General features: G+C 67.0%; 15 protein-coding genes. 1 reads left to right on the top strand and 14 read right to left on the bottom strand.

Annotated elements, in window-relative coordinates:
- Positions 1–3: 3 nt before the first annotated feature.
- From TSO5_RS16360 to TSO5_RS16315, 10 genes are all read right to left on the bottom strand, one after another.
- Positions 4–429 carry a hypothetical protein gene (locus tag TSO5_RS16360; protein ID WP_109152540.1) on the bottom strand — a complete coding sequence of 142 codons (426 nt, stop codon included), beginning with the start codon at positions 427–429 and terminating at the stop codon, positions 4–6.
- A gap of 7 nt (positions 430–436) precedes the next feature.
- Positions 437–1,927 carry a GspE/PulE family protein gene (locus TSO5_RS16355; RefSeq protein WP_109152539.1) on the bottom strand — a complete coding sequence of 497 codons (1,491 nt, stop codon included), beginning with the start codon at positions 1,925–1,927 and terminating at the stop codon, positions 437–439.
- A 52-nt stretch (positions 1,928–1,979) separates the two neighbouring features.
- On the bottom strand, positions 1,980–2,405 hold the full coding sequence (locus TSO5_RS16350) for a hypothetical protein (protein WP_109152538.1): 426 nt from the start codon (positions 2,403–2,405) through the stop codon (positions 1,980–1,982).
- A 95-nt stretch (positions 2,406–2,500) separates the two neighbouring features.
- Positions 2,501–3,646 (bottom strand): hypothetical protein, encoded by a 1,146-nt coding sequence (locus TSO5_RS32735; RefSeq protein WP_158282434.1) that lies wholly within the window; start codon positions 3,644–3,646, stop codon positions 2,501–2,503.
- Positions 3,647–3,730: 84 nt separating this feature from the next.
- Positions 3,731–4,168, bottom strand: a complete 438-nt coding sequence (locus TSO5_RS16340; protein ID WP_109152537.1) for a hypothetical protein — start codon at positions 4,166–4,168, stop codon at positions 3,731–3,733.
- A gap of 76 nt (positions 4,169–4,244) precedes the next feature.
- Complete coding sequence (locus tag TSO5_RS16335; protein WP_109152536.1) at positions 4,245–4,673, bottom strand: hypothetical protein; 429 nt, start codon at positions 4,671–4,673, stop codon at positions 4,245–4,247.
- A 102-nt stretch (positions 4,674–4,775) separates the two neighbouring features.
- Positions 4,776–5,165 (bottom strand): hypothetical protein, encoded by a 390-nt coding sequence (locus tag TSO5_RS16330; RefSeq protein WP_109152535.1) that lies wholly within the window; start codon positions 5,163–5,165, stop codon positions 4,776–4,778.
- Between the two features lie 11 nt (positions 5,166–5,176).
- Positions 5,177–5,989, bottom strand: coding sequence for a hypothetical protein (locus TSO5_RS16325; RefSeq protein ID WP_109152534.1), 813 nt, complete (start codon positions 5,987–5,989; stop codon positions 5,177–5,179).
- A 1-nt stretch (position 5,990) separates the two neighbouring features.
- Positions 5,991–7,523 (bottom strand): hypothetical protein, encoded by a 1,533-nt coding sequence (locus TSO5_RS16320; RefSeq protein ID WP_109152533.1) that lies wholly within the window; start codon positions 7,521–7,523, stop codon positions 5,991–5,993.
- A gap of 28 nt (positions 7,524–7,551) precedes the next feature.
- On the bottom strand, positions 7,552–7,884 hold the full coding sequence (locus tag TSO5_RS16315; RefSeq protein WP_146203766.1) for a hypothetical protein: 333 nt from the start codon (positions 7,882–7,884) through the stop codon (positions 7,552–7,554).
- 350 nt (positions 7,885–8,234) lie between these two features.
- On the opposite strand from TSO5_RS16315, the gene TSO5_RS16310 reads away from it, so the two are divergent.
- Complete coding sequence (locus tag TSO5_RS16310) at positions 8,235–10,724, top strand: hypothetical protein (protein WP_146203765.1); 2,490 nt, start codon at positions 8,235–8,237, stop codon at positions 10,722–10,724.
- Here the strand turns inward: TSO5_RS16310 and TSO5_RS16305 are convergent.
- From TSO5_RS16305 to TSO5_RS16285, 4 genes are all read right to left on the bottom strand, one after another.
- Complete coding sequence (locus TSO5_RS16305; RefSeq protein WP_146203764.1) at positions 10,699–11,019, bottom strand: hypothetical protein; 321 nt, start codon at positions 11,017–11,019, stop codon at positions 10,699–10,701. The two genes, TSO5_RS16310 and TSO5_RS16305, sit on opposite strands and share 26 nt — an antisense overlap.
- A gap of 469 nt (positions 11,020–11,488) precedes the next feature.
- Complete coding sequence (locus TSO5_RS16295; RefSeq protein ID WP_109152528.1) at positions 11,489–11,707, bottom strand: hypothetical protein; 219 nt, start codon at positions 11,705–11,707, stop codon at positions 11,489–11,491.
- Positions 11,708–12,172: 465 nt separating this feature from the next.
- Complete coding sequence (locus TSO5_RS16290) at positions 12,173–12,406, bottom strand: hypothetical protein (RefSeq protein ID WP_109152527.1); 234 nt, start codon at positions 12,404–12,406, stop codon at positions 12,173–12,175.
- Between the two features lie 204 nt (positions 12,407–12,610).
- Positions 12,611–13,051 carry a hypothetical protein gene (locus tag TSO5_RS16285; RefSeq protein ID WP_109152526.1) on the bottom strand — a complete coding sequence of 147 codons (441 nt, stop codon included), beginning with the start codon at positions 13,049–13,051 and terminating at the stop codon, positions 12,611–12,613.
- Between the last annotated feature and the right edge of the window lie 153 nt (positions 13,052–13,204).

The following is a 13,204-nucleotide window of genomic DNA, read 5'->3' as shown; positions in this document are numbered from 1 at the left end:
TCCTCAGAGCGGGGCCGACGCGGCGACCGCCGCTGGCCATTGAGCGGGCTTCGACCCCGAGCCGTCGCACGAGGTCCCCACCCGGTATCCGGACGGAAGCGTCGAAGCGGCCTTCTCCAACCCCGACCAGACCGTTTCGCGGACGGAACCGGACAGGCACAGACGCCCTCCGGACACGCTCCACGACAGCCCGTCGAAGGGCGGGGGGACCATGCCGCCGGCGGCGGCGAGGTCGGAGAGGCCGATCGGGTTCGCGCCGGTCAGGGTGCGGTAGGCGGAGGCCGAGGCGAGGGCCCCGGTGAAGCCGGCGCGGGCCGCCTCCGTGACGCGTGCCTCGACGGGCTTGTCCGGGTTGATGAGCATCAGCCCGGCGGTGCCGAGGATGGCGGCGAGGGCGATGGCGACGATTGCCGTGATGAGATGAAACATGGTGCCCTCACTCGTCCGCCGAGGAGGCGACGAGCAGGCGCTCGATCTCCTCCGGGGTCGTCTCGCCGGAGGCCAGCTTGGCCTTCGCGTCCTCCGCGATCGTCGGCCACCAGCTCTCTCCCGCGAGCAGCCGATCGACCTCCCTTTGTGTCGAGAAGGACTGCACCTCCGACACCACCGTGCGGCCGCGGTAGCCGGTTCCGAGGCAGGCCACGCAGCCCTCGCCGCCGCACGCCTTGCACACTTTGCGGACCAGCCGCTGCACCATCACGGTGCGCAGCAGGTGGCGGAGGTTGTGCGGCTCGACGCCGATGTTGCGGAGACGGTTGACGACCTGGAGGATCGACCCGGCGTGCACGGTCGCGAGCACCAGGTGGCCGGTCTCCGCCGCCCGGACGGCGTTGGTCGCCGTCTCGTGGTCGCGGATCTCGCCCAGCATGATGATGTCGGGGTCGCCGCGCATGAACGCCTTGATCGAGGACGGGAAGTCGAGCCCGACGGCGGGGTTCACGGCGACCTGGTCCACGAAGGGCACGCGGTACTCGACCGGCTCCTCCACCGAGTAGACCTGGCGGCCGAAGCGGTCCACCGCCTCGGGGCTGCGCAGCGTCGCGTTCAGCGTCGTCGTCTTGCCCGACCCGGTGGGGCCGGCGATCAGGACGAGGCCGTTGTCCCACACCATCCCCCGCAGCCACTCGTCGAGCCGGGTGATGCCGAGATCGGCGAGGGTCGGGCTGGCCCGGTCGGAGTCGAGGACTCGTATCGTCGCCTTCTCCCCGCCGACCGTCGGGACGGTGTTCACCCGGTAGGAAAGGCTCCGCCCGCCGCGCTCCTCGCTCCAGCCGCCGTCCTGGGGGCGCCGGGTCTCGGCGATGTCCATGCCCGCCCGGTCTTTGATGCAGGACAGCAGCTTGGTGTGCTCCTCGCGGCTGCCCGTGCGGACGCGTACCATCTGACCGTCGAGCCGGACGCGGACCATGTAGGCACGCTCGCCGGGATGGACGTGCACGTCCGAGGCCCCTGCCTCGACGGCCTTCGACAGGATGTTTTCGAGGATGCGGTCGCCGTTTCCGTCCGCCTCGAACTCCACGGCGCCCTCCGCCAGGCGGAGACGCTGCATGAAGGCGACGTAGCGGTCGGCGGACAGCGGGACGAAGCGTATCGCCCGGTCGGGATAGTGCCGCTCCAGGACCCGGCGGGCCTCGCGCTCGCTCCGCAGCGTTGCGGCGAACAGCTCGCCGGGGGTCACGGCGGCGATCATCGTGCGGACGCGGTGAAGCTCCGCATAGTCCGGCCTGACCTCCGCCGCGTTCTCACGCATCAGTGATTCCGGCGCGATCTCGGCCAGGACGCTCACGAGCTGGGCGTGCTTGAGAAAACCGGAGCGTACGAGGACCGCCCCCAGCCGCTCGCCGGTGATCGCCTGCTCGGCCAGCGCCGCCTCCAGCTCCTGGCGGGCGATCAGCCTCCTGTCGATCAGAGCCTCTCCAAGTCGCATCGCAATACCCCATTTCCAATAGTTGATAAAACCGCATGTCAACACTTGTGCGTCAGCGGTTGCAGCACCCCGGGTAGGGGGAGGTCGCCGCCGTCGGGCAGGACGGAACGCCGGCCGAGCGGCTCCATCCCGTCGCGGTCCAGCCGGATTCCTCAAGCAGGGCGAGGCAGACCTCGGGGCTGACCCCCGAGACGACGACAAAGTCCTCCTCGAAGGCCCAAGCGGCGGACGGTTCGACCGCAGCGGATGTCTTGAGGTATCCGTGCGTCCGCAGCTCGGCCATCGACGCGGGCCAACCACCTTCCTGTGACCGGAACAGGTCTATCGCCGACTGAATCTGCCCGGCGGAGTTCCTGTAGCCCGTCGCTTTCGCCCGGGCCTGGGAGCCGTGGGCGACGTCGCCCCAGATCGTCGCCCCGGCGACGCCGAGCAGGGCCGTCAAGGACAGGGCTATGATGCCCGTGATCAGGTTGCCCATCGGCCAAGCTCCCTTCAAAGCGAAGCGCTTATAACTGTCTGCATGTTAACACCACAAGGAAGGGCGTCAAGCGCCGGGCGCCAAGGTTTCGGGGCTCACCCGTTGACGCAGCTCCAGGCGCCTTCGACGTAGGTGCAGACCACGCCGCCGCTGCCCGCCGAAGGGACGGCCGCGGCCGCACCGTTCTGCGCGGTGGCCCGTCCGCCCGTGTCGGCGTAGAGGTTCGTCACGGACGATCCGGCCCCGGAGACGGAGACGGTGCCGGCGGTCCTCGCCTCCGCGGTGACGGCGCTGGCCGCCGAGAGGACGCTCCGCCCTCCGGACGCGGCGGTGAGCACGCCGACGGAGGCGCCGCCGTCGAGGACCGCGTCGCCGTAGACCTGCAAGCTCCCGAACGTGCCGCCGGAGATGTCCGCCGAGACGCCCGGCGGCACAGTGAGGGAGCCGCTCACCGACACGCCGGAGAGCGACAGGTCAGCGGGGACGGAGAGGTTGCCGGTGATGCTCGCCCCCGTCCCGCTGACGGTCAGCCGGCCGCCCCGGCGCTCCGTGCCGAAGTCCGCCTGCGCGTAGGTGCCGGCGGACAGAATGAAGCGGGCGTCGGCGGGCCTCGCTGTTTTCCACCAAGCCGCCGCGTCGGCGAGCGACATCGGGTCCGCCGAGGAGCCGCCGGCGCCCGTCCCGTCCGGTGAGAGATGGATGGTCCCTCCCCCTGCCCGGAGGTGCCGCAGGGCCTGGAAGGGGAATCCGACCGCTCTGCCGCCGGGAACCCTGAAGACGCCGTCGGCGAACGCTACGGACGAGCAGGCGGGGGCGTCTTGGCCGGGAAGGCCGGAGACGAGCACGAACCCCGTCCCGGGCACTGGCGGGTCGTCGGACGAGACGACATAAGTCCGTCCGCCGAGCGTCTGCACGCCGAGCTCGTAGCCGTTGGCCGTCATCGAGGCCCCGCCCGTGCCTTCGCCGTAGGGGCAGTAGCGGAAGGGCTTCCCCCATGGCGTGCGGGACGGCACCCCGAGCCAGTCGGGAAGCCCGCCGTCGGCGGCGGGGGCGGGCAGCGACACTGAGCCGCCCGCCGAGAAGGCGGAGGCCATCACCGCCAGCGCGGCGCCGTCCATCGCGGCCGCCGACCGCTCCGCCCGTGACAGCGCCGCGGACCCCGAGACGGCGGTGTAGACGCCCCATGAGGTGGCGCCGGCGACCGAGGCGCCGATCATCATCAACACGACGTAGTGATACATGCCGCTCCCTCCCAAACACCTTTACGACGAAGGGCCGCCGGAAGCTCGGCGCGGCTCCTGAACCCGCCAGGCTATGCCGAAGGATCAAAAAGTGTAGGTCGCCGGGCCCGGCCCCGTCCCGATCGTCCATCCGCCGGGCCATGAGCAGGTCATCGCCAGATCTCCGAACTGACCAATCCTGTCGCAGAGGTCTTCCGAGGTGATCATTGCGGTCACAGTCGTTGCAGTTAGCGTGTAGAAGCCCGCAGAGGAGATGCCTGCCGGCAGCATCGGCGCGACCTTCAGATAGCCTCCGGTCACCAGCGCGTGCGTCGAGTTGATGATCCCAGCGGGAGGCAGAGTTCCATTCTCGATGCGATACAGCGTCACAAGACCGGCAATCTGCGCCATCTTGCTGTGAACTTCGACGACGTTGGCCTTTGCCGCCGAGTTGGCCAGCATCGGCCCGCCGATCATCACGCCGGCGGCGCCAACGAGGGTGAGAACCACCAGGGCCATAATACCCATAAGCAAATCCTTCATCGAACTTCCCCTTTCGCTTCCGTTGCAGCCGCGGCGGCGTCATGACGACCCACCACCCTCCGGTCTGTTTTGATGGTTAGAATGCGTAGGCCACCGCGCCCGGTCCCGTCCCGATCGTCCAGGTGCAGGTTATCGACGCGTCGCCGAGAAGGCCGATCCTGTCGCAGACGTCCTGCGAGGTGACGGTGGCGGTCACCGCCGTTCCGGTCAGCGAATAGAAGTTGCCCGAGGAGGCGATGCCGGTCGGCAGCAGCGGAGCGGACTTCAGATAACCTCCGGTCACCAGCGCGTGAGTCGAGTTGATGGTCCCGGTGGCGGGCAGGGCCCCCTTCTCGCTGCGATACAGCGTCACAAGACCGGCGAGTTGGGCCATCTTGCTGTGAACTTCGACCGCGTTGGCCTTCGCCGCCGAGCTGGTCAGCATCGGCCCGCCGATCATCACGCCGGCGGCGCCGACGAGGGTGAGGACAACAAGGGCCATGATGCCCATCAGCAAATCTTTCATCGAACTTCCCCTTTCGCTTCGTTGTGGCCGAGCCGGCCATCAATGCTGCTTAAGCGCTAACCCTGGAATGTCTGCATGTCAACACGTATATGGCGCAGGATTTCACCGGGCGGGCGGCGTCATGACGACCCACCAGCCTCCGGTCTGGTCGCGTCGCGTGCATGCGGGGCCGGCGCAGAACTCGGCCATCGTCCAGCCGGGGCAGGCGAGGATCGCCGACTGTGCTTCGGCCAGCCAGCCTTCGCCCGGCGAGGACGGGGTCGGGTTGAGCACCTCCACCTTCCCGTCGATGGGAGCCGCCGTCACGCCGGGGACGGACGAGCGGGCCGACGCGACGCAGGCGTCGGCCTCGGCGGCGGTCGAGGCCCGGACGGACGGAACGGGCGGAGGTGCTGGCGGAGGGGCCAGATAGAGGGCGGCGCCACCCGCTCCGGCCACGACCCCGCACAGGGCGAGGGCGACGCCGACGGCGATCCCGGAAATCCTGTTCATAGAACCTCTCCTTACTTCTTGGGGGCGGAGTTTTTGGGAGCGGGGTGATGCTGCTTGGCATCGACGTCGGTGTTCGGCGCGTCTTTCGGTCGCGCCGCAAGGCGGACCTCCCATTTTCCGTCCTTGAAGACGAGGGCCTCCAGGAACTGGTCTTCGGGAACGGCGAGCACGGTGGCGAGCCGGGACAGCGGCAGCTTGGCCATCTCGGCGGGGCCGAGGGGCTTCACCCCCGCGTCGCGGGCGGCGACGGCCCTGCCATGGACCCGCGTCGCCTCGGCGTGCAGGGCTTCCCGGTGGAAGACCCCGGCGGCGAGGACGGCGATGCCGGCGGACAGGGCGACGGCCCCGAGCACGGCGAAGGCCACGCCCCGGGTGCGGAGCGGCTGGCACCGCTTGCCGAGATAGCCGACGCCCTCGGTGGGGTTCCGGCGGTCGGACTCGGTCAGCAGCAGGTCCTCGAAGCCGTCGCCCTTCGGCTTGAGCTGAAGGTCGCGGGTCGCCGTCGGGACGATCACGGATTCGGCCCCGCGCCCGAACGCGGCGAGGGCGGACGGAATGAAGGCCCGCCCCGGCCCGCCTTCGTGGAGCTCCCAGGCCCAGCCGTCGCCGACCTTATGCACGGCCCACCAGCACGCGTCGTGCGCGGTCAGCTCCTCTTCGGCCACGCCCTTGACGTAGGCCACAACGTCCTGCCGGGCCGCGCCAGGCATCCAGCCCGCGAGGGCGACGACCGGCAGCGAGGTCGCGTCGTCCTTCGGGCGGACGGACGGGCGGGTGATTCCGAACGCCATCGCTCCGAGCTTCGCAAGGAACGTGCGGGGCATCTCAGCGCCCTCCCTTGGCGTTCTCGGGGACGAAGCGGACGATGGTCGGGCGGACGAGGACGAAAAGGGACTGCGACTGGCCGTTGGCGGTCTCGTGCGGCAGCAGGAGCCCGCCCATCGGGCCTTCGGCGCCGTTCGTCAGCCGGGCGATGCGGGTGCCGTCCACGACGGCGACCTCGCCAGCCTGGAGGGCGAAGGTGGACTTCAGCTCGTGGTCCTGCGTGCGCGGCTGGGTCATCGTCCCGACCTGGCTGCCCGCGTCCAGCTTCATCATCTCGACGATCGTCTTGGCGGTGATGTCCACCTCGACCGTCACCAGCCCGGCCACGTCGTCGTAGCGGGGAGAGAACTCGATCTTGAGCCCGGACTCCGCCTGTGCGGACTGGGTCTGCCCGAGAAGCTGGGAGCCGGCGGAGCCGTTCGTCGTGCCGATGCTCGCGACGCCGATGCTGGCGATGTAGGGCACGGTCTCGCCGTCACGCATCGACACCGGCACGCCGGACAGAGTCGAAAGCTCGACGTTCTGGCGCGACTTCGCCGACCCCATCGTGTCGAGCCACTTGACGATGCCGGAGAGGCCGATCACCGCGCCGCCGACCGGGATGGCGCCGGACATCGCCACGCCCGCCAGCCCCGCCGCCAGCTTCTTGCCGTCCAGTCCGGGGAAGTCCGTCGTCTCGGCCGAACCCGTCCCACCGGAGCCGGAGGGCTTCGAGCCGGAATTCGCGGACTGGCCGTCAAAGCGGCCCTTCGAGGTCGCCTGCACGGACAGGCTGCCCCAGTCGATCCCGCGGTCGTTCTTCGCGGTGGCAGAGACCGTCACCAAGGCGACCTGGAGGGTCACGGCGGAGAGGTTGGAGCGGGCCCGCTCCAGGAACGGGCCGACGACGTCGCGCTGCACCCGCGGACTCGCCGTGTAGATGATCTCGCCTGCCCTAGGGCTGACCAGGACGTCCTTCGCGCCAATGGCGGCGATGTCCTCGGACAGGGCCTTCATCATCTCCTTCTGCTGGATCGGGGCGCGGAACGACCAGCGGACGCCGCGCGTCAGGATCAGCCCGCCGCCCTGCGCCGGGGCGATCGTCACGTCCGCGCCGTTCTCCAGGCGGCTCGCGAGCTCGCCCAGCGTCCCGGCGTGCGAGAGGAACGGCACCTTGACCTTTCGCAGCTCGGCGTCGGAATCGTCGAAGGTCACGCGGACCCCCTTGGCGTCGAGCAGGAACGCGAGGTCCTCGACCGTGCGGCCGGGCAGGATCTCGAACTCCACCCGCTGCGAGGCCACCGCTGGGGGAAGGGCGTTCGACACGGCGCGGGGCGTCATCGCGTCGGACGGGATCACAACCTCGCGGACGGCGGGGACGCGCTCCCAGATCGCCAGCTCCTTGGCGATCGCCCGGCCTTCCTCCTCCGGCGGCAGCAGGTTGCCCTGGAGAACCGTGTCGCGGTGCTCGGCGGCGGGGGGCGTGGCGCAGGCCGACAGGGAGGTCGCCGCGAGCAACGCCGCCGCCAGGGTCCGTATCGTTTTGGTTCTCATCGCGTCTCTCCGTTCTCCGGCGGTCGGATTATTTCTGACATGTCAACATTTGTGCTGCGGCGTTCGTTGCCGCGTCCTTCGGCGAGACGAGGAACCTCGCCCCGGTCTTCTCGTGAATGAGGAAGACCTTCCCGTCCAGGCAGCCGCCGGGGACCGACTCCTCGATCAGCCTCTCGCGGGGGGACTTCTCGGGCTTCGAGGCGGACGGCGGCGGGACGGGTTCCTCCGGTTTCGGTTCGGCCTTCCTGGCGTCGCCGGCCTTCGCCTCCGCCGTGGCGCGGGGGCCGGGGCTGAACGGATCGGGGCCGCGCTCGGCGGCCAGCGCCGCCGCCGTCCCGGCAATCAAGGCTATCGCCGCCAAACCGAAAACCCTCACGGCATCCCCCAACATTCTGTTCCGGGACAGCGGTCAGCGCTCCCGATAGGTGTTGGCATGTTAACCAGAGAACAGCAGGACGTCAAAGGCTTTAGCGCGAATGCGATATGATTTATCGCCTCTGCGTTGTTCCGTCCGAAACGGGGTCCGAGATCCGCATGGCGTAAACATGTCAACACAAAAGCAACGGCACCGCACGTTGTCGCTTGCCGCCCTACCCCATTTGGCTGTATGGCCATGGCAAAAGTGTTGACACTCCAAGGCTTGAGGCGGCGATGGGCGGCGTTGGCAGAATCCTGGGCAACGGGGGCGACCGGGAGCTGGAGTGGGGCCTCGTGATCGCCGAGGCGTGGTCGCGCCTGGAGGACGTGCCCAACCTCGGCCGCAGCAAGCTCAAGCCGGGGCGATACGCCCGCGACGGTTCCCGCGTGGAGAAGAGCGGGGTGAGCCGGATGGAGGCGTATCCCTTCGCCGACAGCGACCGCGACTACCTGGCGGAGCGGCTCGGGCTGCCGGAAGGCTCGGAGTCCGTCCGCCGCACGCGGGAGCACATCGCCGCGGTGATGGAGGTCTACGAGACCGCCCTCGGCATTTGGAAAGCCTCTGACGAGGCCGGGGAAGACAAGGATGCCGAAATCAATGGTCCGGTATCCGGTCTTCTCGAAATCGCCCATGACAGCACTGCGGCCGCCCTTCTCCTCGCGAACCTTTGCGGCGGGTGGATCGAGGAGGAAGGCCGAGACCGGCCCGACGGTGAGGCAAGCTGCTGGGACGCTCAGCCTGACGATGACGACGAATGGGTCTTGGGAAGGGGGCCGTCAGGTTCAGTCGGCACACCGGAACGGATTGCCGCTCTACCAAAGCGGCAACGCGAGGTTTTTGCTCGATGGGATGGGCCGCAGGATCTTCGGGACGCGGTTGCTGCCGCCACGGGAACGATACGCGATGCCATCCGCCGGGCCAAGGAATCCGTAGGCGGCCCCCAACTGCGTAAGGCCCGTGAGAAGACAACAGAAATTTGGAAGGCGGAGAAAGAGAGAGTCCTGAAAGCTTGGGAGGAAGAGAAGGCCAAAGGGATCGATCTGCCAAAGCCAAAATTGCCGAGACGTCCGACCATCCCTCCCGGCGAAGAGTTCAAGGTCATCGACGACCTTCATTGGGATATGTTGCGCGGCGTGCTGGAGTATGTCGGGGCCAGACATGCGTTCGCCAAGCTTCTGGCGAAGACTCGCCGCCGGGGACCCCTGTCCCGTTTCAACCTGAACGGCCTTGATCGAGACGACTTCGGCCAAGCCGCGGAACTCGTGAGAGCGGTGTTGGACTCCCGCAAAACGGCCCGTGCGGTGGGTCTGCTTACCAACGTATGGAAGCTGCCGCCGATGCGGTCCGAGGACCATGACCGCGACGAGCACACCCCCGAAACGTGCGACCTGCTTCCGTGGCCTCACGCTCCCGAGGACTGCCCCGAACACAAATGGTCATCGAGAGTGGTCGGGGCAGCCCAGACGGTTTTGGACGAGGCAACGGACAACGCCAATCTATGCATCGGCCTCGCGAAGCTCGTCGTGTACAACACCCCCAATCGGGTGGACGACATCCTTCCTCGGCTTTTCGGGCTGTCGGCAGCGGCCTTGCGGGGCAACTGGGGCTGGGATCGCCAAAACGCCAAGCCTGAAGACCAGTCGGATTATCCGGACTGGGCTTGGAAGCCGGGGGTGGGAGTGGACACCGAGGCGGTCGCCCGCAGGCTCGGCTCGGCGGCGGATGTCTGCCACGCGGCGATGACGATGATCAAAAAGCCTGCTCACACCAAAGTCTACTCCGACGAGATGGCGAGAGTCGGACATCTCGCACGTTCGGTGGTCTTTGAGTGCGGGCTGGTCAGCGAGGAGGTGCCGCAGCCTCCGAAAGCGAAGGGACAGAGGAAGCCGACGAGCAGGGCGGATATGACCGCCGGAGACAAAGAGATCAGTTTGCAGATCAAGAGGGAGGAACGTGCAGAACATATTGCCGAGGATGCCCGCCGTAAGAGCGTGATCATCGTCGCCCGCGGCGGGGTGGTCCCGGGTATGGCAATGTCGAAGGCATACCAGTCGGTTTCTCGCTGGGCTACCAATTGTCTGAACGAAGTGCTCGCGGAGGCCGCAACAAGCGCCGTCGCCGACGCCATTGGCCCAGCAGGCGTGAAGGCCGTCATGGCTCCGTTCAGAAAGAAGGGGAGGACGAATTCATCCGTGCCGATCTGGTCGGATCATGACGAGCTGAAAAGGCGGTTCGCCTCGGTAAGAGTAAAAATCGATCCGTCCGAAGAGGTGGCGGCCGCTACGGGTATGCCGCTGGAAACCGTCAGGGCGATCGTGGAAGACGCAAAAGCCCGGGCTGCGGATGGCCTGCTCTCCGATCCTGAAGTGCGGGCAAAAGTGACCGAGATCCTGCGACGGACGCTGACCCCCCTGGATACGCCACCGCACAAGGCGCTCGCGCTTGTCGCCGAGTTGTGCTTGAACGCATCCCAGACCCAGAGCGGCGGCTCTAACTACGCCTTGGCGCTTCCAGCCAACGTTTGGCTTATGTGGGGCGCCATCCAGGTCGCGGAAGCCGCCGGGTTGCCTGTGACCGACGACAAGGCTCCACTCGGCAAGGACACCTTCGCCTGGAAGGTCGTGGACTGGATAAGGGGGGCTCGATTGATGGATCATGGCCACGCCCCCAAAATCAGTGGGCCTCACACCATTGCGGTGGGCAAGGTCTTGAAATCCGACCGTCGCCCTAAGCGGTCGGTGTTCGAGGCCCTGCGGGTCAGCACCAGCGGCCCAGCTCCTTGACCGCATAGCGGACGAAGCCGTCGATGTCGGAGGTCGCGTAGTCGGGGATATGCCGGCAGCGGCAGGACTCCGTCTTGTCGAACCGCCACCCGTCGGGTGTCGGCACGGCCGTCACGGAACACTGGCTGCCGTCCGTCCCGACCGTCAGGAGCTCGACGGCGACGGCGTCCCGCAGCACAAAAAGCCGCGGGGACGGATGCCCGGCGGACGGATGGACGATCTCTCTGGCCCCGCCCAGCGTCTTCAGGACGACGTGGCGCCCGGTGTCGGCGGGGGGCAGGTAGGGCGACGACATGGGGGCGGACGGACCGCACAGGGTGTCCGCTATCGTGTCGAAAAGGTCGTGAGCGGCGTTCATGATGCAGTCTGCCGGGGTCAGAGAATGCAGGCGGACGCGTCGCCCAGGCCCCCGCCTGAACCCCGCGGCACGGCGGCCCCGCCCAGCCTCTCGACCCGGCTGAACGCCGCGAAAACCGTCTTCTTGCTGACGCCGCATCGGACGGCTATCGCCTCGACTGGCAGCCCCTGCACCACTTTCAGACGCCGATGGATGTCAGACCAGTCCAACCTCTCACTTCTGCGTATCGCCATCTGCCCCTCCCGGTTCACCTCACTGGGTCAGGATAGCGCGTCAGATGAAAACATGCCAACACATAAAGGGACGGAAGCCCGCTGCAAAAGGTGGGCGCCTTCATGCAGATTGCATAACATGACTAGATGAATCAGGCGTATATGCGTGCGGACGGAATCCGCCCCGGCACAGGTCAAGCAGCGAGCAGGCGACGCAGCGTCGAGGACGCGTTCTTCACGGCCCGGTGGTCGCTGCTTGTGCACGGGAAGACAAGCATGCCCGGACGACCGTCCGCGCGGACGAACCGGAGCTTGGAATGCCGCTTCGTGACTTCGACATCCCACTGTTTCACGCATGCGTCGGCTAGGATGCCGTCGAAAACGTTCACCATCTCCCGGATGCCCTTCTTCATGATCCGATCCCCGTCGCTGCACGGTGCGGGCCGAAGCCCAACCTCACCTGCAAGCTAGAGCGGGTTGGCATGGGGACACAATAGCCATTGTGAAGGAACGTTCACTTCGGTGGCGGGGTGCAGGAAGCGGAAAGCCGAGGGGCGGAATCTTGCGATCCCGCCCCTCGGCCCCCGTTCTGAGCATTTGCGGACATGTTTGAAGGCAGCCCGCCTTTCGGCAAATCCGTCCGGTCAATGGAAAACTCACGTGGCGGAACCGGACGGCCCCGATGCTCCGCAGACGAGCTGCGAAGCTGCTTGGCATGCCCAGCCTCGACGCCCCTGGGTTGGGACGTTTGGAAACCGCTGCCAACCGCCTTATCTGAAGTAATATATAATACGATATGGTATAATGAGCAAGAGGTTTATCGATTTAATCAGCCGACATCGCCTTCAAACGACGACGGAGGCCGAAGCCTCCGTCGTTCAACATGATCCGACAAGTCGCATCAGACCAGCTTCGGCCCGGTCGGGGTCCAGCTTCCGACGCTCGGCGCAGGCCCGGACGCCCGCCAGGATCACGTCCCTGTCCGGCGCCTCGATGCGGCTCCATTCCGCGAGCACGGCGGAGGAGATGAGCTTCCTGATGTCGTCAGCCGTCGGCGCCCCCTGGCTCCGCATCTTCGCCCGGTGCCGCGCCACGCCCTCGGACTTGGTCATCGGCCTGTCGTCGAGCGTCGGGCGTCCACGCCGCTTTCCGGCAGCGGATTTTCCAGCGGACGGATCAGCCTCCAATTCAGCTCCCAACTTGGCCTCCCCCGGCTTCTTCGTCGTTCCGTTGAGCTTTTCCCTTGCCGGACCCCGTCGGCTGTCCGCCGAGGTCGGGGAAGGGGGCGGAGCGGCTGCCCCGCCAAGCCCTTCGGGTCAGAGGTAGGCCCCGACCCTGCCTTCGGCGACGACCACGCGCCGTCCGGGCGCCAGGATCGAGATCGTCATTTCAGACACGTCCTCCGGAGCGGAGTCCTGGGACACCTGCTTGGCGATGGCCCGCATGAACCCGTCTGCGGTCGTCACGCCCTGCTCCGCCCCGGTGAGGTAGTCGAGATCGCCGACCCAGCCGTGCGACAGCGTGATCAGCTCGGCCTCATCGATCTCGCGGGCATCGGTCACGCCCGAGGCATCGACGGTGACGTAGCCGAGACCATGGAAGCGCTCGTGAGATTCGGCGTGCACGATGCGACCGTTCTCATACACGAGGAACCCACCTTCCTCGTCGCCGTCCTCTTCGCACAGCTCGATCGCGCGGGCGACAGTCTCGGGGTCGATCACCACCACTTCGTCGTATTCGGTCAAGAACTTTGCCATTTTATTGCCTCTTCCGTTCGCGGCATCCGCCGTCGTTTGGTCATGTGTTGATGCTATGCGAATAAATTTACAATGTAAAGAATAAATGCAAGTAAATGATTATTCACAACGTATTTCGTCAAAGCATATGCATCAGAGTTGGGGGAGAGTGCA

It is taken from the genome of Azospirillum sp. TSO5 (assembly GCF_003116065.1).
Lineage (GTDB): Bacteria > Pseudomonadota > Alphaproteobacteria > Azospirillales > Azospirillaceae > Azospirillum.
Note: the sequence above shows the minus strand (reverse complement) of the source record. Positions and strands in the feature narration are given on the sequence as shown.

Excerpts from the sequence above, each read along its gene's own strand:
- TSO5_RS16360 (WP_109152540.1), bottom strand. The coding sequence starts at position 429 with ATGTTTCATCTCATCACGGCAATCGTCGCCATCGCCCTCGCCGCCATC.
- TSO5_RS16330 (WP_109152535.1), bottom strand. The coding sequence starts at position 5,165 with ATGAACAGGATTTCCGGGATCGCCGTCGGCGTCGCCCTCGCCCTGTGC.
- TSO5_RS16285 (WP_109152526.1), bottom strand. The coding sequence starts at position 13,051 with ATGGCAAAGTTCTTGACCGAATACGACGAAGTGGTGGTGATCGACCCC.
- TSO5_RS16350 (WP_109152538.1), bottom strand. The coding sequence starts at position 2,405 with ATGGGCAACCTGATCACGGGCATCATAGCCCTGTCCTTGACGGCCCTG.
- TSO5_RS16335 (WP_109152536.1), bottom strand. The coding sequence starts at position 4,673 with ATGAAAGATTTGCTGATGGGCATCATGGCCCTTGTTGTCCTCACCCTC.
- TSO5_RS16295 (WP_109152528.1), bottom strand. The coding sequence starts at position 11,707 with ATGAAGAAGGGCATCCGGGAGATGGTGAACGTTTTCGACGGCATCCTA.
- TSO5_RS16340 (WP_109152537.1), bottom strand. The coding sequence starts at position 4,168 with ATGAAGGATTTGCTTATGGGTATTATGGCCCTGGTGGTTCTCACCCTC.
- TSO5_RS16355 (WP_109152539.1), bottom strand. The coding sequence starts at position 1,927 with ATGCGACTTGGAGAGGCTCTGATCGACAGGAGGCTGATCGCCCGCCAG.
- TSO5_RS16320 (WP_109152533.1), bottom strand. The coding sequence starts at position 7,523 with ATGAGAACCAAAACGATACGGACCCTGGCGGCGGCGTTGCTCGCGGCG.
- TSO5_RS16290 (WP_109152527.1), bottom strand. The coding sequence starts at position 12,406 with ATGACCAAGTCCGAGGGCGTGGCGCGGCACCGGGCGAAGATGCGGAGC.
- TSO5_RS16305 (WP_146203764.1), bottom strand. The coding sequence starts at position 11,019 with ATGTCGTCGCCCTACCTGCCCCCCGCCGACACCGGGCGCCACGTCGTC.
- TSO5_RS32735 (WP_158282434.1), bottom strand. The coding sequence starts at position 3,646 with ATGTATCACTACGTCGTGTTGATGATGATCGGCGCCTCGGTCGCCGGC.
- TSO5_RS16325 (WP_109152534.1), bottom strand. The coding sequence starts at position 5,989 with ATGCCCCGCACGTTCCTTGCGAAGCTCGGAGCGATGGCGTTCGGAATC.